Source organism: Permianibacter aggregans (assembly GCF_009756665.1).
GTDB classification, from domain to species: domain Bacteria; phylum Pseudomonadota; class Gammaproteobacteria; order Enterobacterales; family Permianibacteraceae; genus Permianibacter; species Permianibacter aggregans.
Window position 1 is genome coordinate 3,636,644 of sequence record NZ_CP037953.1, and the last position, 18,463, is coordinate 3,655,106.

13 protein-coding genes and 1 pseudogene are annotated in these 18,463 nt (G+C 55.0%); 10 read left to right on the forward strand and 4 right to left on the reverse strand.

What is annotated here, in order from left to right; translation table 11 throughout:
- The first annotated feature begins 32 nt into the window (after positions 1-32).
- The 5 genes and pseudogenes from E2H98_RS16415 to E2H98_RS16435 all read left to right on the forward strand — a co-directional run bounded on the left by E2H98_RS16415 (position 33) and on the right by E2H98_RS16435 (position 7,788).
- Positions 33-722 carry an ABC transporter ATP-binding protein gene (locus tag E2H98_RS16415; RefSeq protein WP_133593172.1) on the forward strand — a complete coding sequence of 230 codons (690 nt, stop codon included), beginning with the start codon at positions 33-35 and terminating at the stop codon, positions 720-722.
- Positions 719-3,196 carry an ABC transporter permease gene (locus E2H98_RS16420; protein WP_133593170.1) on the forward strand — a complete coding sequence of 826 codons (2,478 nt, stop codon included), beginning with the start codon at positions 719-721 and terminating at the stop codon, positions 3,194-3,196. The genes E2H98_RS16415 and E2H98_RS16420 overlap by 4 nt, the downstream gene beginning before the upstream one ends.
- A 179-nt stretch (positions 3,197-3,375) precedes the next feature.
- Positions 3,376-5,958 (forward strand): annotated as a pseudogene (topA, locus tag E2H98_RS16425) (type I DNA topoisomerase); the annotation flags it as partial.
- A gap of 329 nt (positions 5,959-6,287) precedes the next feature.
- Positions 6,288-6,677, forward strand: a complete 390-nt coding sequence (locus E2H98_RS16430; RefSeq protein WP_133593166.1) for a hypothetical protein — start codon at positions 6,288-6,290, stop codon at positions 6,675-6,677.
- Between the two features lie 94 nt (positions 6,678-6,771).
- On the forward strand, positions 6,772-7,788 hold the full coding sequence (locus E2H98_RS16435) for a quinone-dependent dihydroorotate dehydrogenase (protein WP_133593164.1): 1,017 nt from the start codon (positions 6,772-6,774) through the stop codon (positions 7,786-7,788).
- A 320-nt stretch (positions 7,789-8,108) separates the two neighbouring features.
- Here the strand turns inward: E2H98_RS16435 and E2H98_RS16440 are convergent, their stop codons facing one another.
- The gene (locus E2H98_RS16440) at positions 8,109-8,717 is read right to left on the reverse strand and encodes a DUF2799 domain-containing protein (RefSeq protein WP_157591424.1); all 609 of its coding nucleotides are present in this window, start codon (positions 8,715-8,717) and stop codon (positions 8,109-8,111) included.
- Positions 8,718-8,850: 133 nt separating this feature from the next.
- Here E2H98_RS16440 and rlmKL point away from each other — a divergent pair, with 133 nt between their 5' ends.
- The gene (gene rlmKL / locus E2H98_RS16445; RefSeq protein WP_133593161.1) at positions 8,851-10,986 is read left to right on the forward strand and encodes a bifunctional 23S rRNA (guanine(2069)-N(7))-methyltransferase RlmK/23S rRNA (guanine(2445)-N(2))-methyltransferase RlmL; all 2,136 of its coding nucleotides are present in this window, start codon (positions 8,851-8,853) and stop codon (positions 10,984-10,986) included.
- A 60-nt stretch (positions 10,987-11,046) separates the two neighbouring features.
- Here rlmKL and E2H98_RS16450 read toward each other — a convergent pair whose 3' ends face one another.
- Positions 11,047-11,784, reverse strand: a complete 738-nt coding sequence (locus E2H98_RS16450; RefSeq protein ID WP_157591425.1) for a histone — start codon at positions 11,782-11,784, stop codon at positions 11,047-11,049.
- 511 nt (positions 11,785-12,295) lie between these two features.
- On the opposite strand from E2H98_RS16450, the gene E2H98_RS16455 reads away from it, so the two are divergent.
- The 3 genes from E2H98_RS16455 (at position 12,296) to E2H98_RS16465 (ending at position 16,046) form a co-directional block, all read left to right on the forward strand.
- A complete protein-coding gene (locus tag E2H98_RS16455; protein WP_133593159.1) occupies positions 12,296-12,562 on the forward strand; it encodes a glutaredoxin family protein in 267 nt (88 codons plus the stop codon).
- A 367-nt stretch (positions 12,563-12,929) separates the two neighbouring features.
- Positions 12,930-13,574, forward strand: coding sequence for a TetR/AcrR family transcriptional regulator (locus tag E2H98_RS16460; protein ID WP_133593157.1), 645 nt, complete (start codon positions 12,930-12,932; stop codon positions 13,572-13,574).
- Positions 13,575-13,577: 3 nt separating this feature from the next.
- Positions 13,578-16,046 carry an acyl-CoA dehydrogenase gene (locus tag E2H98_RS16465; RefSeq protein ID WP_133593155.1) on the forward strand — a complete coding sequence of 823 codons (2,469 nt, stop codon included), beginning with the start codon at positions 13,578-13,580 and terminating at the stop codon, positions 16,044-16,046.
- A gap of 472 nt (positions 16,047-16,518) precedes the next feature.
- On the opposite strand, the gene E2H98_RS16470 is transcribed toward E2H98_RS16465, so the two are convergent.
- Both E2H98_RS16470 and E2H98_RS16475 read right to left on the reverse strand, forming a co-directional pair.
- Positions 16,519-16,911 carry a DUF4124 domain-containing protein gene (locus E2H98_RS16470; protein WP_157591426.1) on the reverse strand — a complete coding sequence of 131 codons (393 nt, stop codon included), beginning with the start codon at positions 16,909-16,911 and terminating at the stop codon, positions 16,519-16,521.
- A 112-nt stretch (positions 16,912-17,023) separates the two neighbouring features.
- A complete protein-coding gene (locus tag E2H98_RS16475; protein ID WP_133593151.1) occupies positions 17,024-17,296 on the reverse strand; it encodes a DUF3579 domain-containing protein in 273 nt (90 codons plus the stop codon).
- A gap of 210 nt (positions 17,297-17,506) precedes the next feature.
- Between E2H98_RS16475 and msrP the strand changes: the two genes are divergently transcribed.
- Positions 17,507-18,457 (forward strand): protein-methionine-sulfoxide reductase catalytic subunit MsrP, encoded by a 951-nt coding sequence (gene msrP / locus E2H98_RS16480; RefSeq protein WP_133593149.1) that lies wholly within the window; start codon positions 17,507-17,509, stop codon positions 18,455-18,457.
- Positions 18,458-18,463: the final 6 nt, after the last annotated feature.

Sequence of the window (18,463 nt, forward strand, 5' to 3'; positions counted from 1 at the left end):
TTATTTGCCCCGCCTGAAGGAAATCTCCATTCATGTCATCGAACGATACCGTCGTCTCCGTCAATAACATGTCCCAGCGCGTCCAGACTTTGGAAGGCCCGCTGCAAATCCTCAGAGATATCAGTTTCTCGATTGCCGCCGGCGAGTCGGTGGCTATTGTTGGTGCTTCCGGCTCTGGCAAATCCACATTACTGGGTTTGTTGGCCGGGCTCGATACCTGCACCGAAGGTGAAGTGGTGTTGCACGGTAAACGTCTGCAGGATCTGGACGAGGATCAGCGCGCCAAACTGCGTGCAGAAAAGGTCGGTTTCGTGTTCCAGTCGTTTCATTTGTTGCCATCGTTGACAGCGCTGGAAAACGTCATGATGCCGCTGGAAATTGCCGGTATCGAGAATGCGGAGAAGACCGCAGAAAAATGGTTGAAACAGGTCGGCCTCGAAGAGCGCTTGACCCATACACCTCGGCAGTTATCGGGAGGCGAACAGCAGCGCGTCGCGATTGCTCGCGCCTTTGCTACTTCGCCGGCGATTTTGTTCGCCGATGAACCGACCGGCAATCTCGATCGCAACACTGGTGCAAAAATCATCGATTTATTGTTTTCCTTGAATGAACAACAGGGCACGACGCTGGTGCTGGTCACGCACGATGAAGTATTGGCGCAGCGCTGCGACCGGCGCCTGACACTGGTTGAAGGCAAGCTGCAACCAGAGGGCCAGCAATGAGATTATTGAAGCTAGCCCTGAAAAGCCTGCGCCGCGAATGGCGCAGCACTGATATTCGGGTGTTGTTGGCGGCACTGATTATCGGTGTTGGCAGCGTCAGCACGACCGGCTTTTTATCGGACCGTATGGAGCGGGCGCTGACCGCCAAAGGCGGTGAGTTTCTCGGTGCTGATGTCGTTATTTCCTCGCCGCGCGAAATCGAGCAAGGCACGTTAAGCGCACCAAATATGCAACGCAGCACGGCATTGGAATTCAGCAGTATGCTGGCCACCGATGCGGGCTTCCAGCTGGCCTCGATTCGTGCCGTTGATCAAGCATTTCCGTTGCGTGGTACCGTACGTATCGCGCAGGCAATGACCGAACCGGGCACGGTGCGAAACGCCATGCCAGAACGCGGTGAAATCTACGTTGATCCGCAGTTGTTGCCGCTGTTGTCGGTTGAAGTCGGCGACACGGTTGAACTCGGTGTCGCGCGGTTCAAAATTGCTGGACTGGTCAAAGATGAACCGGGTAGAGCGGGTGCCGTATTCGGCATTTCACCGCGTGTGTTCATGCGCCTGGATGAAGTGCCTCGCACTGAAATTTTGCAACCGGGCAGCCGGGTGCGTTGGCTGCATTTCTTCGCGGGCACGCCGGATCAAGTCGGCGAATTTGTCGAACAGAACAAACCCAAACTCGATGACACGATGCGCCTGCGTGGCGGTCGCGATGGCTCCGAAGCAGTTAGTGGCGCGTTCCAGCGCACCGAGCGTTTCGGCAAGCTGGCCAGCCTGGTTTCGCTGTTACTGGCCGCTTTGGCCGTGACGCTGGCGGCCAATCGTTATGCCTATCGACATTTTGATCAGGCAGCGCTGATGCGCTGCTTCGGCATGCGCCGCCATTCGCTGCGCATTTATTACGGTTTGCAGATAACCGCGATTGGTTTGCTCGGTAGCGGTCTTGGCGTATTGCTCGGTTATACCGCACATGCGTTGCTACTGAAATTCTTTTTGCCGGATTTATCCGAGCGCTTGCCCAGTGTGCACTGGCTGCCGATTCTGGTGGCCATGGCCAGCGGTTTGTTGGCGCTGATTGGTGCCGCGCTGCCGTCGTTGTTGCGGCTTTCACATGTGCCACCATTACGGGTGTTGCGTCGAGATCTATCGCCGTTGACGGCATCAGCCTGGTTGATTCGCGCGTTTTCCATTCTGAGTTTTGTGTTGCTCTGTTACAGCTATGCCGGCAGTGCACGCATGGTTGGCGCATTCATCGTCGGTTTGCTGGTATTGGTCGTGGTGATTGGCGGCATTGCCTTGCTGACATTGCGGGCCGGCCGTTGGTTGAAAGGGCTGGCACCGGGTGCCTGGCGATTTGGTATTGCCCAGTTGTGGCGGCATCGGATGGCGGCCAGCATTCAGCTTGGCGCGTTTGCCTTGGCGCTGACGTTGATGGGCATTGTCGCGCTGGTGCGCACCGATTTGATCGATAGCTGGCGCCAACAGTTGCCGCCGGATGCGCCGAATCAATTCCTCGTCAACATCAGTGAGCAACAGGTGCCGCAGATTGAACAATTTATGCAGCAGCGTGATCTCTCGATTACCGAGATTTATCCGATGGTGCGCGGTCGCTTGGTCGGCAAGAACGGCAAACTGTTCGATGAAATTCTCGGTGATGAGGAGCCGCGCGATAACAGCCTGCGCCGCGAACTGAACTTGAGTTATGGCCAAAAGCTGCCAGACAACAACCAGATTACTGCCGGCCAATGGCATGGCGAAACCGAACAAGCCGAGCTCAGCATTGAGTCGGGTTTGGCCGAACGGCTTGATATCAAGGTCGGTGATCAGCTGATGTTCACCATCGCCGATCGTGATGTGGCGGCGACGGTCAGTTCGATTCGCGAAGTCAAATGGGATTCGATGCAACCGAATTTCTTTATCATTTTTTCTACGCAGGCGCTGAAGGAATTTCCGGCCAATTACATCGCGGCGTTCCGCTCGCCGGATGGTGATGTGCAGACGGTCGCGAGCTTCGTCAAACAGTTTCCGACCGTCACGGTGATATCGGTGGATCGCATCATTGCCGAAGTGGAACAGTTGATTGCCCAGGTGGTGTTGGCGGTCGAATTGCTGCTCGGTTTCCTGTTGCTGGCCGGTGTCGCGGTGCTGGCGGCGGCGCTTTTGGCGAGCCTGGATGAGCGTCGGCATGAGGCGGTCGTACTACGAACGCTGGGTGCCAGTCAGGTATTTTTGCGTCGTAGTCTGCTTGCCGAGTTTGTCATTCTTGGTGTCTTCGCCGGCTTGCTGGCGGCCATCGGTACCGAAGCGGTCAGTCAGTTGATTAGTCAGCAACTCTTTGATTTGGCAGCGAAATTACATCCATGGCTGTGGCTGGTCAGCCCGTTGTTTGGTGCCGTCATCGTGACCCTGTCCGGGCTCTGGATGACCCGCAAGGTGGCCAAAGTGGCGCCGGCCGTTGCCCTTCGCGAAACCGCATAAACCCGCTATGCTAAAAAAAAGATGAGGCGCGCGTTGCGAACCGGTCGCTTGACCAGCCGGGTCGCAAGCATCTATAAAGCGCGCCTTATACCTTATATAAAAGCGCGGGATAGCCTTTGATTTCCCCCAGTCAATGGTTGCGCGGTGCACATTAACCGAACGGGATAGTCTTCTAACTCATGTCAAAAACGCTGGTAATTGTAGAGTCCCCGGCCAAGGCCAAAACCATCAACAAATATCTCGGCAAGGATTTCGTCGTTAAATCCAGCGTCGGACATATCCGCGATTTGCCGACCAGTGGTGGTGGCGATGCTGAGAAGACCAAAGCAGCCGCGGCTAAAACTAAGGCTGCGAAGGTTGACCCGAAGAAAAAAGAACGGGAAAAGCTGTTCAAGCGCATGGGCATCAATCCGGAAAAAGGCTGGGAGCCGCGTTACGAAATTCTTCCCGGCAAAGAAAAAGTCATCAAAGAATTGAAAGACGCCGCCGCCAAAGCTGACGCCATTTACCTGGCATCAGACTTGGACAGGGAAGGGGAGGCCATTGCCTGGCACTTGAAAGAAGTGATCGGTGGTGACGATTCCCGTTTCAAGCGTGTGGTGTTCAATGAGATCACCAAGAAAGCGATTCAGGATGCCTTCTCGCATCCGGTGCAACTGAACATGGATCGGGTCAATGCCCAACAAACCCGGCGTTTTCTTGATCGCGTTGTCGGCTTCATGGTGTCGCCGCTGCTCTGGAAAAAAGTCGCGCGCGGCTTATCCGCTGGTCGGGTGCAGTCGGTCGCGGTGCGTCTGCTGGTCGACAAAGAGCGCGAGATCCGCGCGTTCATTCCGGAAGAATACTGGGATATTCATGCCCTTTGCGATGCCAAGGCCGGTCAGCTGAATCTGGAAGTGGCCAAAGAAGGCGGCAAGGAATTCCGCCCGGGCAATGAAAAAGCGGCGATGGCCGCGGTCGAAAAGCTGAAGAAAGCACAATATAAGGTTGCCAAACGCGAAGACAAACCAACCCGCAGTAATCCGAACGCGCCATTCATTACCTCGACTTTGCAGCAGGCTGCCAGCACCCGTTTGAATTTCAGCGTCAAAAAAACCATGACGCTGGCCCAGCGCCTGTACGAAGCCGGTTTCATTACCTATATGCGTACCGACAGCACGAACCTGTCCGATGATGCGCTGTCATCAGTGCGCGGCTTTATCGAGAAAGAATTTGGCAGCAAATATCTGCCAAAAAATCCGAACGTCTACAGCAGCAAGGAAGGCGCACAAGAAGCGCACGAGGCAATTCGCCCAACCAGCGTTGAACAAATGCCGGGCAAACTCGCGGGTATCGAAGAAGACGGTCAGAAACTCTACCAACTGATTTGGCGCCAGTTCGTCGCCTGTCAGATGACTTCGGCTGAGTACGATTCAACCTCAATCACCGTGCAGGCGGAAAATTTTGAGCTGCGCACCCGTGGGCGTGTGCTGCGTTTCGACGGCTGGACTCGTGTGCTGCCACCGCAGAAGAAAAGCGATGAAGACGTCGAGCTGCCGGATGTCAAAGAAGGCGAAGTATTGAAGCTCGATACGCTGACACCGAAACAGCATTTCACCAAACCGCCTGGCCGCTACACTGAAGCCTCGTTGGTCAAGGAATTGGAAAAGCGTGGCATTGGTCGTCCATCGACTTATGCGGCAATTATCTCGACGATTCAGGATCGCGGTTACGCCTCGGTCAAACAGCGCCGTTTCTACGCCGAAAAAATGGGTGAGATCGTTACCGACCGTTTGGTGGAGTCATTCACCGATCTGCTCGATTTCAATTTCACCGCGCAGATGGAAGAGCAGCTCGACGAAATCGCCGAAGGCGATGCCAACTGGAAACAGGCGCTGGATAAGTTTTACCAGGACTTTGTCGCCAAGCTGGAAGCCGCCGAAAATGAAAAAGGCGGTATGCGCTGGTCGCAGCCGGTGGAAACCGATATCAAATGTCCGGATTGCGGTCGGCCGATGGCGATTCGCACGGCGACGACTGGCGTGTTCCTCGGTTGCACCGGTTTCAATCTGCCACCGAAAGAGCGCTGCAAGAAAACCATCAATCTGATTTCCGCTGATGAAGTGGTGTCGACCGAAGACGAAGAAGCCGAGGTCATCGAACTGCGGGCGAAAAAACGCTGCACCAAGTGTGGCAGCGCGATGTCGGCTTATGTCATCGATGAAAACCGCAAACTGCATGTCTGCGGCAATAACCCGGAATGCGACGGTTATATCGTCGAGCAAGGCCAGTTCCGCCTCAAAGGTTATGATGGCCCGATCATCCAGTGCGAAAAATGCGGCAGTGACATGCAGCTGAAAGTGGGTCGCTTCGGCAAGTATTTCGGTTGCACCAACGACGAATGCAAGAACACCCGCAAGCTGTTGCGCAGTGGTCAAGCAGCACCGCCGCGTGAAGATCCGATCCCGATGCCGCATCTGCAATGTGACAAGCATCCGGAAGATACCTACATATTGCGTGATGGTGCTGCCGGTTTGTTCCTGGCCGCCAGCAAGTTTCCGAAGATTCGCGAAACCCGGCCACCGAAAATCGCGGAGCTGCGTACCGTCAAATCGCAATTGGCGAAAAAGTTTCATTACTTGCTGGAAGCACCGGATGCCGATCCGGAAGGCAATCCAACGGTGCTGCGTTATTCGCGTAAATCCGGCCAACAGTTTGTCGCTTCGGAAAAAGAAGGTAAGCAAACCAATTGGTCGCTGTTTTATGTCGATGGTAAATGGCAGGAACGCGGCGATGGTGATGAGGCGGCAACCGCCAAGACGAAGGCGAGCAGTAGCACCAGCAGCAAAACTGCCAGCAAAGCACCGGTACGAAAAAAAGCCTAAGTGCGTTTCACTAAACAAACCCTTCACTGATGCACGTCAACAGTGGGCCGATATCGGCCCGCTGTTGGCGCGCGGCGCAAATCGACACGTCCTGGCGGTGGTCGCCAATCAGCGCTAGATCAATGGACGGCTACGCAACAAGGTTTTCCCTCTATTGATTCTGGTCAAGCGGACAATCTGCAGGTAATCTTGGTGTCAGGATTTTTTCCAACTATTTCCCCCGCATTGTGAGCAAAACCTACCGCATCGACTTGGACCATCAACAACAACTGGTCCGAGTGTTTTATCAAGGCGCTATAGATCTGGCGACCGCAGCCGCGATGACGACTGATGCGCGGGAACTGGCCAATCAACACGGTTATCAACTGCTATACGATTTGCGAAACGCGCGCTTGGCGGCGAGCTTGACGGCCGTTGGCGAGTTTCCGGCCAACTATGTCTCGATGGTGACGGCAAGTTATCCGGATTTGGCGTCCGCGAATCTGATTTCACCCGAAGACAATCTGGATTACTGGCAGTTTTACGGTCGTGCCTGTCAAACGGCCGGCGTCGTTTGGCAAGCCTTTTTCACCGAAGAAGAAGCGCTACAGTGGTTGCATCAGCAACGACAGAAATAATCTCGGCAAACCGTTTGCCAAAATCCGCTTGAGCGGTGACAGCAACGGTCAGCCCCGCTAAGATCCTCGCACGAAAGTTCAGGCCTTGCTGTCCATGTCTCTTTATTCATTGATTCGTCCATTGCTGTTCTCGATGGATGCCGAAAAAGCCCACGATGTTTCTCTACGCAGTTTACGCGCGGTACACGGCACGCCGTTGCACAGCCTGCTGTCGGTCAACGTGCCGGATGATCCGGTCGAGTTCTGGGGTCTGCCATTTCGCCATCGGGTTGGTCTGGCGGCCGGGCTCGACAAGAATGCCGATTATCTCGATGCGCTCGGCGCGCTGGGCTTTGCCTTTATCGAAGTCGGCACCGTGACGCCACGGCCGCAGCCGGGTAATGCCAAACCGCGCATTTTTCGCTTGAAGCAGGCCGAGGCGATCATCAATCGGATGGGCTTCAACAATAAAGGTGTCGATCACCTGGTTGAGCAGGTCAAGCAATCGCATTACGACGGCATCATCGGCATTAATATCGGCAAGAATTTTGATACGCCGGTGGAGAAGGCCAACGACGATTATCTGATTGGTTTGCGCAAGGTCTACGCCCACGCCGATTACGTCACGGTCAATATTTCTTCGCCGAATACGCAAGGCCTGCGTTCTTTGCAATATGGCGAAGCACTGGACTCCTTGCTGGCAACGCTGAAAGCCGAGCAAAGAACGCTGGCCGCAAGCCACCAAAAAAATGTGCCGTTACTGCTGAAAATCGCACCGGATTTATCCCAGGACGAGGTGGTACAGATCGCTGATGCGCTGGTACGCAATCAAATCGATGGCGTTATTGCCACCAACACCACGTTGTCGCGTGTCGGCGTCGAGCAATTGCCGCATGGCAATGAAACTGGCGGCTTGAGCGGCAAACCGGTGCAACAAAAAAGCACCGAAGTGCTGCGCTGGTTGAAAGCCGAATTGAAAGGGCAAATGCCGATCATCGGCGTCGGCGGTATTCATGATGCACAAAGCGCCGCAGAAAAACGCGCGGCCGGTGCCGATCTGCTGCAGATCTACACCGGCTTTATTTATCAGGGCGCGTCACTGATTCGCACCGCGGCTATCGCCGCCCGTTAAGCCTGCAGTTTGTTGCGTGTGAAAGCCGGCGGTTCGAGCTCGCGGCTGCTTTGCCGATCGGCGCATTTGGCCATGTGTTTGGAAAATGCCAACACCGTGCGAAATCCCTGCTGGCAGTTCGGGCAACGGGTTTCATGTACGGATGTTGTGGCGGATGCAGCGGTCGATGACATCGCGAGTGAGTTCATGATCTTTACCCCTGTTCAGTAAGTGACTGGACGTGCGGTATTTGACTCGCTTGAGATGACAGCCAGATGAGCGTCAGATGGCAAAAAAATGAAACGGGCCACAGCTAGCGGCCCGTTTGCACTGTTAATGGTTTAAGGCGCGGATTCCAGCGCCCGCATTTCGGCATAAAGTGCATCCAACTCTTCGGCCAGATGAAAAATTCGCTGCTGGTGTTCGTGGATGCCGGCTTCCAGCGCGCGCATTTCCGCCAACAGTTGCTTGCGGCTTTCGCTGTTGCCGCTTTCATGAATCAGCAGTGATTCAATTTCGGTGATGCGCTGTCGATCATTGGCAACCGCCTGTTCTTCCTGACGTTGTTGCCGCTGGGCTTCTTGAATTTGACGCTCAACCATATAAAGCTGATAGCCGCGCTGGTAAGCCGGCACAAACACCGCAGCCTGTGCTGGCGGGCAGACATTCTGATAGCGGCCGCCGCGACGACCAAGTGCGAAGCCGTTATCTGCGGTGCAGTATTGCGCGACGCCTTGTTCGTGTCCCTGACGATACGGCTCGAATGCTGGCGTCACTTGATAATCCGCGCAGGCTTTGCGGTGTTCAGATAGATAGCTGACTGGACGGCCCTGGGCACCGTCTTCAAAACCAATGGCGTACCAGTCGGCGCTGCGGCACTCGCTTTCACTTAACGTCGCGCATCCACTCAGCAACAGCATGCTGATTAGCAACAGGGCATATTTCATCATTAACGTTTCCTGATTTCGCATTCTCCGGCAAGGATAGCCGGAAAGCCTGAATCGGCACTGAAAAATCAGCGATAATACTCAGCATGATTTCGGCGGCGACAACGTGCTCGCGGCCACCACCACAGGATTTTCCGTGCGACATCAGTTTTTTGCCCCGTGCGCCAAGGGTCTGGAATATTTGCTGGTTGACGAACTGAAAGCGCTCGGTGCCGAAGATGTGCATGAGGCTTTGGCCGGTGTCCATTTTGCCGGCACGCTGGCGATCGGCTATCGCGCGGTGCTCTGGTCGCGTCTCGCCAGTCGCATATTGCTGGTGCTGAAGCAGAGCAAAGCGCCGGATATCGATGCCTTCTACGATCAGGTGCGCAGCATCGACTGGCTGCAGCATCTGCCTGAGCAGGGCAGTCTCTGCGTCGATTTCACCGGCAGCAATGCCTACCTGAAACACACCCAATTCGGCGCGCAAAAAGTCAAAGATGCGATTGTCGATCAGCACCGCGCCCGCGGTCGCGCCCGTCCGGATGTCGATACCGAGCAACCAACGGTGCGCATCAACACCCATGTCCATCGCGACGACTTGACGGTCACAATCGATCTCAGCGGTCATGCGTTGCACGAGCGTGGTTATCGTCCGCGTGCGGGCCTGGCACCGATCAAGGAAACGCTGGCCGCCGCGATTTTGCAGCGCGCGCACTGGCCCGCCGCCGCCGCCGAAGGCAAACCTCTGGTTGACCCGTGTTGTGGTGCCGGCACATTGGTTATCGAAGCGGCATTGATGGCCGCCGATATCGCCCCGGGATTATTCCGTGAAGATTTTGGTTTCAATCAGGGCTGGCTGCTGCATGATGACGCGCTGTGGACCTCCTTGCTCAATGAAGCCGAACAACGCGCCGAGCAGGGCGTCGCAGCGGTACGTTCCGAGCTGTTTGGTTTTGATGCCGATATCCGCGTGTTGCAAATGGCAAGAAAACACGCCGAGCGCGCCGGTATTGATGACTTTGTGCAATTCGAACGCAAGCCGATCGCCAATTTGCAAAAGCCGATTGATCAAATCGGTATCGTGGTCGCCAACCCGCCGTATGGCGAACGGCTCGGTGAAGTCGAAGCGTTGACCGCAACCTATCAAGAGCTCGGCGAAACCTTGTACAATGAATTTCAGGGTTGGCAGGCAGCGGTGATCACCAGCGAGCCGGTGCTGGCCAAAGCCATGCATCTGCGTTCGCACAAGCAATACGCGATGTACAACGGCGCGCTGGCTTGCAAGCTGTATCTGTTCGACATCAATGAGCAATCGCGCTGGCAGCCGCCGGAAGAGCGTGAGTTGAAACTCAGCGAAGGCGCCGAAGCCTTTCGCAATCGGCTGCAGAAAAACCGCAAGCATCTGGCCTCATGGTTGAAGCGCGAAGACGTGCACTGTTATCGCGTCTACGATGCCGACCTGCCTGAATACGCGGCCGCTATCGATGTCTATGGCGATCAGTTGTTGATTCAGGAATATCAGGCGCCATCAAAAATTCCCGAAGCTGTCGCACAGCGCCGTTTGCGTGAACTGGTGCAGGTGGCGACCGAAGTATTTGGTTTGAGCCCCGAGCGGGTGCAGCTACGCACCCGGGCCAAGCAAAAAGGCTTGAGCCAGTACGAGAAAATTGCCGAGGCCCAACATTTCGAAGTCATTGAGGAGGGCGGCCTGAAGTTCTGGGTCAACCTGCAAGATTATCTCGATACCGGTCTGTTTCTCGATCACCGGATCACGCGCACGCTGATTCGCGAGCGGGCTGCTGGCAAGCGCTTTTTGAACCTGTTTTCCTATACCGGCTCAGTCAGTGTCTACGCCGCGGCAGGAGGCGCCCACTCGACAACCAGCGTCGATATGTCGCGCACCTACAGCGATTGGGCCATGCAGAATTTTGAGTTGAACCAGCTTGACGGGCCGGCCCATCAATTTGTGCAAGCCGATGTCATGCAGTGGCTGCCGACGGTGCGGGAGTCATTCGATTTGATTTTTATCGACCCGCCGACGTTCTCCAATTCGAAGCGGATGACCGATGTTTTTGATGTTCAGCGCGACCATGTTGAGCTGTTGCGCCAAGCCCTGCAGCGATTGGCGCCCGGCGGCGAACTGATTTTCTCGAACAATTTCCGGCGTTTTGTGCTCGACCGAGATGCGCTTGCCGATTGCGAGATCGAAGATTGGAGCCGTAAAACCCTGCCGATGGATTTTGCCCGCAACCCCCGTATTCACCAGTGCTGGCGAATACGGCCACGCTAAACCGACATGCTCAAGATAAAAAAAGAGCCCGCGATGCGGGCTCTTTTCATTACTGCCGGATTATACCTTTGGCTCTTCGCTGCTCGGTGCTGGCGCCAGCGGAGCTGGAGCGACAACTGGAGTAGCGGATTGCTCAGTCGGCTTATTCGCTTTGCTGACCGGCTTTGCGGCTGGCTTTTTGGCGCCATCCGCTTTTTTGGCAGTCGGCTTTTTCGCCGCTGCTTTCTTCGCTGCTGGTTTTGCTACCGCGGCCTTGGCTTCCGCTTTGACGGCGGCTTTACCTGGCTCGGCTTTTTTGGTGACCGACTTTTTCGCCGGCTTCGGCGCAGCTTTCGCGGCTTCGGCTTTTTTCGTCACGGCTTTCTTCGCGGCAGCTTTTGGTGCAGCTTTGGCAGCGGCTTTAGGAGCAGCTTTCTTGGCGGCTGGCTTGGCGACTTTTTTCGCAGCGGTGGCTTTGGCGGATTTCTTGGTGGCGTCTTTCACGGCTTTGATAACGGCTTTAGCCGTGGCGACAGCGACTTTTTTCTTGTTGGCTGGCTTGGCGACTTTAACTGCTTTCTTGGCGGCTTTGACGGCCTGAGCTACCGCTTTCTTGGCGGCTTTTTTCACTTTCGGGGTAGCGGCTGTAGTCGTTTTACCGGCTGCGGCTTTCTTGGTGGCTACCTTTTTGGTGGCGACTTTTTTTGTCGCGGTGGTTTTGCTGGCTGCTTTTTTGGCGGCAGGTTTTTTGGCTGCGGCTTTCTTAGCAGGCTTTTTTGCTTCGCCTGACGGCGGAATTGGTTTCTTTGGTTTTGCCATGTGAGTATACCCTTGCAAGGTGAAAAAAGTTGGCAGCGCAAAAATCGTTCAATTCAAAAAAAATGTCAACAACAATGTAGGGAAAAGCGCTGGTTTCTGCATGAAAGTCGCATGTTCTTATTCGTTGTGGCGGCACAATGAAGTTGGCGCTCAGTTTTGCGCCGTGGAGTGCGAGCTTTCAGCGGCGGAAAAACCTCGGCGATCGGGTGGTCAGCATGATCCGTTTTGGAGGTAAGGGTCGACGCGAACTTCGATAGTCGTTTCTGTCCCCACTGCCGCGATGCAGCGAAGCGGTGCACTGGCATTTTGCACGCAGCGTTGTCGGCACAACAACGGTTGGTGCTCGCGAGTGGTTTGCCGAAACAATGGCTGCAGGTTTCGCTGAGTTGGTTTTGGTTCAGGGTAGGGGAGGCGATTGTTTGCCTGCATAGATCTTGCGCCGGTATTCATTGAGCTGCGACCTGAGTTGGTTTCAAGGATAATTGCCGCCTGTCAGAAACCTGGTGTGCATATGCGAACGATTCAATTGTTGGGAACCGAGGGGTGCCATCTTTGCGAAGAGGCTTGGTGGCTGTTGGCGCCCTTGTCTGATCCTTGCCAATGGCGCATCGAGCAACTTGATATCAGTGAGCAGGACGATGTCGAGCAACTGATTGAACGTTATGGTTTGCGTTTACCGGTGCTGCGCTACCAGCAACACGAACTCGATTGGCCGTTCACCGTCGAGCAGGTACAGCAATGGTTGACATCGGTTGATGCCGCTGTTCGTCGTCGCTGAACCGCTGTGCGATTGGTAGAAGGTCGGGTGCATCGATAACGAAGTGCGGTCTTCTGACGTTGCAGAAGTGAACGGAGCGGCTAGTCATTTGCCTGACTCGACGGCATAACCTCTTTCGAACCGCTTTCGGGAATTTGTTCAAAGGCCATTTCTGACCGTTTCCGCCCGAGGTGCCGGCATCGAATGCCTTCTGTTAATCAGCTCGAGCACTTCCTGGCTGGTGGACGCTGCCAGTGTTGATCCGTTCAAAAAACTGCTCGCGGAAACCGGGATTTTTCAGCCTCTTCTTAGGCGGAGCTTGACAGTCCGACCAGTTTGAACATATGTTTCAAACACTTGTTTAGATTGATCCCAGCCAATCCTACCCATGAGCCAGGAAAGCACCCGAGACCGCATCATTGCGGCCGCCGAGTTCCTCTTTGCCGACCGCGGCTTTGCTGAAACCTCGCTACGGCTGATTACCTCGCGGGCCAACGTCAACCTGGCCTCAGTGAACTATCATTTCGGTAGCAAGAAGTCGTTGATCCAAGCGGTTTTCGACCGATTCATGGCGCAATTGACGGCGGAATTGGTCCGCGAGATGGAGCCTTTACGTAAGAATTCGTCGATGCCTCATGTCGAGCAGGTATTGGCGACGTTTCTGCGCCCCTTACAAGCGCTCGATCGCCTGGAGCCGCAAGGCGCCGCCATTTTCATGCGCCTGTTGGGCCGGGCCTATGCCGAAGAGCAGGGCCATCTGCGCCGCTTTATTTTGAGCAAGTACGGCAATGCGCTCGATGAGTTTCGCGATTTGCTCAGACGCGCTCACCCGGATATTCCGGCTCAGGAAGTGTTCTGGCGACTGCACTTTATGTTGGGCGCGCTGGTATTTGCCATTGGTGGTGGTAACGCGTTACGCGATATCGCTGCTGCCGATTTTCAAGAAAACATTGAACTGCATGAAGTAGTCGCGCGCTTGATCCCGTTTCTGGCAGCGGGCTTCAAGGCACCGATTACCTACCCGAGGAGTTAAGTTATGACCACATTAGTCCACCTGCTGGTTTTACTGGTGGTGTCTGGCACCATGCTGTACCGGCGTGGCGCGCTGATGACGACGCTGGTAGCGAACGCCATTGCGCTGGTGATTTGCAGCGTTGTGTTCGAACCTTCTTACGTTGCCTGGGGCTTGTTCATTGTTGCCGCATTGGTCTTGCTGCCGACTCCGCTACGCAAAAACCTCATCAGCAAACCGGTGCTGAGCATTTTCCGCAGAGTGTTGCCGCCAATGACGTCGACGGAACGCGAAGCGCTGGAAGCGGGTGATGTCTGGTGGGACGGCGAACTGTTCCAGGGTAATCCGAATTGGCAAACGCTGCTGTCGTATCCAAAACCGACGTTGAGCGAAGAAGAGCAGGCGTTTGTTGACAACGAAACGGAAGAGCTGTGCCGCATCGTCAACGACTTCAATATCGTGCACAAAGATCGTGATCTGTCACCGGAAGCCTGGGAATATCTTAAAAAAGCCGGTTTCCTCGGCATGATCATTCCGAAAGAGTACGGTGGCAAAGGCTTCTCGGCGTTGGCGCATTCAACGGTCGTTACCAAGCTGGCATCACGTTCCTGCACTGCTGCCGTGACCGTGATGGTGCCGAACTCACTTGGCCCAGCCGAATTGCTGCTGCATTACGGCACCAAAGAGCAAAAAGACCATTACTTGCCGCGTTTGGCACGCGGCGAAGAAATTCCATGCTTTGCCTTGACCGCGCCGAAAGCCGGTTCCGATGCCGGCGCTATTCCGGATACCGGCATCATTTGCCAAGGCACCTACGAAGGCAAAGAAGTGCTTGGCATTCGTTTGAATTGGAACAAGCGCTACATCACGCTGGCGCCGGTCGCGACGGTGCTCGGTTTGGCGTTCAAGCTATACGATCCGGACAAATTGCTCGGCGACAAAGTCGATTACGGCATCACCTGCGCGCTGATTCCAACCGATCATCCAGGCGTCGAAGTCGGCCGTCGTCATTTGCCAATGGGCATGGCATTCATGAATGGTCCAACGACCGGCAAAGATGTGTTCATTCCATTGGATTGGATCATCGGTGGTAAAGAATATGCCGGCCAAGGCTGGCGCATGCTGGTTGAATGTTTGTCAGCTGGTCGCGGTATTTCGTTGCCGGCACTTGGCACCGCCACCGCGCAAGTGGCGTATCGGATGACCGGCGCTTATGCTCGTGTGCGCAAACAATTCAAAACCCATATCGGTGCCTTTGAAGGCATCGAAGAAGCGATGGCACGCATCGCCGGCAAGACCTATCAATTGGAAGCGATGCGGCAGATGACCGCAGCTTCCATCGATCTCGGTGTCAAACCAGCAGTCGTCACCGCCATTGCCAAATACCACATGACCGAACTCGGTCGCGCCGTCGTCACCGATGCAATGGATGTGCATGCCGGTCGCGGCGTGATCATGGGCCCAGAAAATTATCTGGCGCATGGTTTTGTCAGCCAGCCCATCGCGATCACCGTTGAAGGCGCCAATATTCTGACCCGCAACCTGATGATTTTTGGTCAGGGCGCCGTGCGTTGCCATCCGTTCGTATTCGATGAAATGCAGGCGGCGGCGAACACCGATAAAGTCAAAGGCTTGACCGATTTCGATCAACTGCTGTTCAAGCATATCGGCTACGCGGCCAGCAATTTTGTCCGCACGCTGATGCTCGGTTTGACGGCCGGTCGTCTTGCCAATGCCCCGACCTCTGGCGAAACCAAACGTCACTTCGAGCAGCTTTCGCGCTTCTCGGCGGCGCTGGCGCTGGTTGCTGACGTGTCGATGATGCTGCTTGGTGGTGATTTGAAGCGCCGCGAGCGTTTGTCGGCTCGTTTGGGTGATGTCTTATCCAATTTGTACATGGCATCGACGGCGCTGAAGTATTACCACGATCAAGGCTGCCCAGCCTCCGATCTGCCGTATGTCCGTTGGTGTGTGCGTAATGCGCTGTATGAATGCCAGAAAGCGTTTTCGCAGTTCTTCGCCAACATGCCGAACTCGTTTGTCGCTTGGCTGATGAAGCTGGTCGTGCTGCCGTTCGGCAACAAGGTCCGCAAGCCGAACGACAAGCTCGACCATCTGCTCGTTGCAGCAATGATGAAAGATCACGAATTGCGTGACCGGGTAACCGCTCAGGTTTACCTCGGCGCTGAAGATCAGCCATTGGCGAAAATGGAGGCAGCCTTCAAAGCCGTTTTGGCCGCCGCTGACGCGGACCGCAAACTCGGCAAGGCCATGCGCAAAGGCCAGATGCAGGAAGTCGAAGGCCCGCAGACGTACGAAGATGTGCTGCAACGGGCGCTGCAAGCCGGTGTCATCGATAGCGCCGAAGCGGAGCTGCTGCGCAAAGCCGAAGCCTTGCGTGACGAAGTCATTCAAGTCGACAGCTTTGCCCGTGGCCATTTCACGGTCAGTGCCCTGGATAAAAGTGGCAAGAGCCATAGCCAGGCGGCGTAGGCGCATCTGTGTTGACGGAAACGGTCTTCGGGCCGTTTCTTTTTTGTCTGAGCTGACTGAGCATTTTGCCGCATCGCGGCAATAATTGTAGAAATTACGTTAACGTCAATTTAGCCAGGATTTGTTCGCCTGAACTGTCAGATTGGCTTCGGCATATCGGCTTATTTCGATAGAACGAAATGAAAAAACGGGAGTTTTTATCAGCAGCTGGGAACTTTCATTTCTACACTTTATCTGAACACTGCAAGGTCATTGAACCTCATCGATTAAACCACTTCCTGGTTGATGAGCCCTAACCTGATCTGTCCCCTTTCAGGCTCAATGTTCTCCTTGTGTGTTGCTAGCAGAAGGCCCGCGATTGCGGGCCTTCTTTTTTGCCGGTCGACAATTCTTTTTTATCGGTCGATATGGCGGCTGTGTTTTTCAGCCAAGAAAAAAGGGAGCTTTTGCTCCCTTTTTTGTACGGCAACGATTACTTGTCGCAGTAGAACTCAATCTGCTTCTCGGTGTCGGCCAGACGCGCTTTCCGCTCTTCTTCGGTCAAATGCCTTGGCTCGCCTTTTTCATCATTGACCCGAATTTTTGCTGCGGTGCGCAGCATTTCGCGGTTCTGTTTGGCGATATCACAGTTCTTCGACAGCTTTTCCTTTTCCGCCGAGGTGTACTCACCGGCACCGGTTTTCGGGTTTGCCTTGTCAGCAGGTTTGCTGGTCAGTGGCGATTCTGCGCCCTCTTCATTGATCGAAGCGGTCGCTGACTTGATCACCGTGTAGGGCCGATCATTGGGCGGCAGCTGGGTGTATTGGATCTGACCGTTATCATCAGTCCACTTGTAGGTGTTGCCGGCCAGGGCCGTGCCTGCCATACATGCCAGTCCGCCTACCAACAGGACGAGCCTAAGCGACTTCATACCGAATCTCCATAACATAGATGCTCATACTATAGAACGTCAGCACCCCTGATAAAAGTGGCAGGGATCACGACTCTTCTATTTCGTCCTGGATTAGACCGTTCTGCGCCGCAAAATTCACGACTTCCTGGAATAAACTCGGGTGCAGCGTGGCCAGCTCCGGGTCGACATACACGCATTTGATCCCGTCAACAATCGCCGGTCGTAACAAGGGGGAGTAGTACATGCGCCGGTTGCGGAAACTGCACAGATTGCCGCACATCCGTTCCGCCCAGTCGCTGGGGCGAAAGGTCTTGCCGTTGGCGGTAATGCCTTTGATGACGATTTTCTTGGAGGTCATGTTGACGCGAGTGCCTGTAATGCCGAATCAGCGGGTCGCTCGAAAAGCGGCGACACTATAGCAGAGCAGGGCCGGTTTCGCCGGCGCTTCGGACTGGCAATAGTGCGGAACGCGGCCTGCTTGGCATCCATTTCGCTGTAACAAATAGCGCTAATTTCGGTCTGAAGCAGGGCAAATCGATAAATGCAGATGGGGTGGTCGGGAATAACGATGCGAAAGCTCAGTGAAAATGAAGTAACACCAGAAGCGGTTTATGTTGATCGCCGGCGTATTCTGCAAGCACTCGGTTTCGGGTTGGCGACGAGCTTTTTGCCGCTCAATGCAACGCTGGCGGCGCCCGCGCCGCTGAGGTTCAGCAAAACCCCCTGGGGCAGTGATTTGACGCTGACCGGCGAATACTCGATTACCCATTACAACAACTTCTATGAATTCGGCACCGGTAAGGACGACCCGGCGAAAAACGCCCAACAATTCAAAACCGAGCCCTGGAGTGTGGTGATTGAGGGCGAGGTGGCCAAACCGGGTCGCTATGGTCTTGAGGACATTCTGCGTGGCATGCCATTGGAGGAGCGCATTTACCGGATGCGCTGTGTCGAAGCCTGGTCGATGGTCATTCCATGGATAGGCTTCCCGCTGGCCAAATTGCTGGAGAGAGTGCAGCCGACCAGCAAAGCCAAGTATGTGGCGTTTCAGACCTTGCATGATCCGAAGCAAATGCCGGGTCAGCGTCCTGGACTGCTTGGTTTTAGTTCGCTGGATTGGCCCTATGTAGAAGGGCTCAGGCTCGATGAAGCAATGCACCCGCTGACCATCCTGGCTGTCGGTCTGTACGGCAAAACGCTGCCGCCGCAAAACGGCGCACCATTAAGGCTGGTTGTGCCGTGGAAATACGGCTTCAAAGGCATCAAGTCGATTGTCCGCATCAGCGTCACCGAAAAGCAGCCGCCGACCACCTGGAACCTGATGGCTCCACAAGAATACGGTTTCTATGCCAACGTCAATCCAAATGTCGATCATCCGCGCTGGAGCCAAGCCCGGGAACGGCGCATCGTCGACAATAGCCTGTTCGGCACCAGCCGTATCGATACCCTGATGTTCAACGGCTATGCCGAGCAGGTGGCGCACCTTTACCGGGATATGGATTTGCGGCGGTACTACTAAACTGTG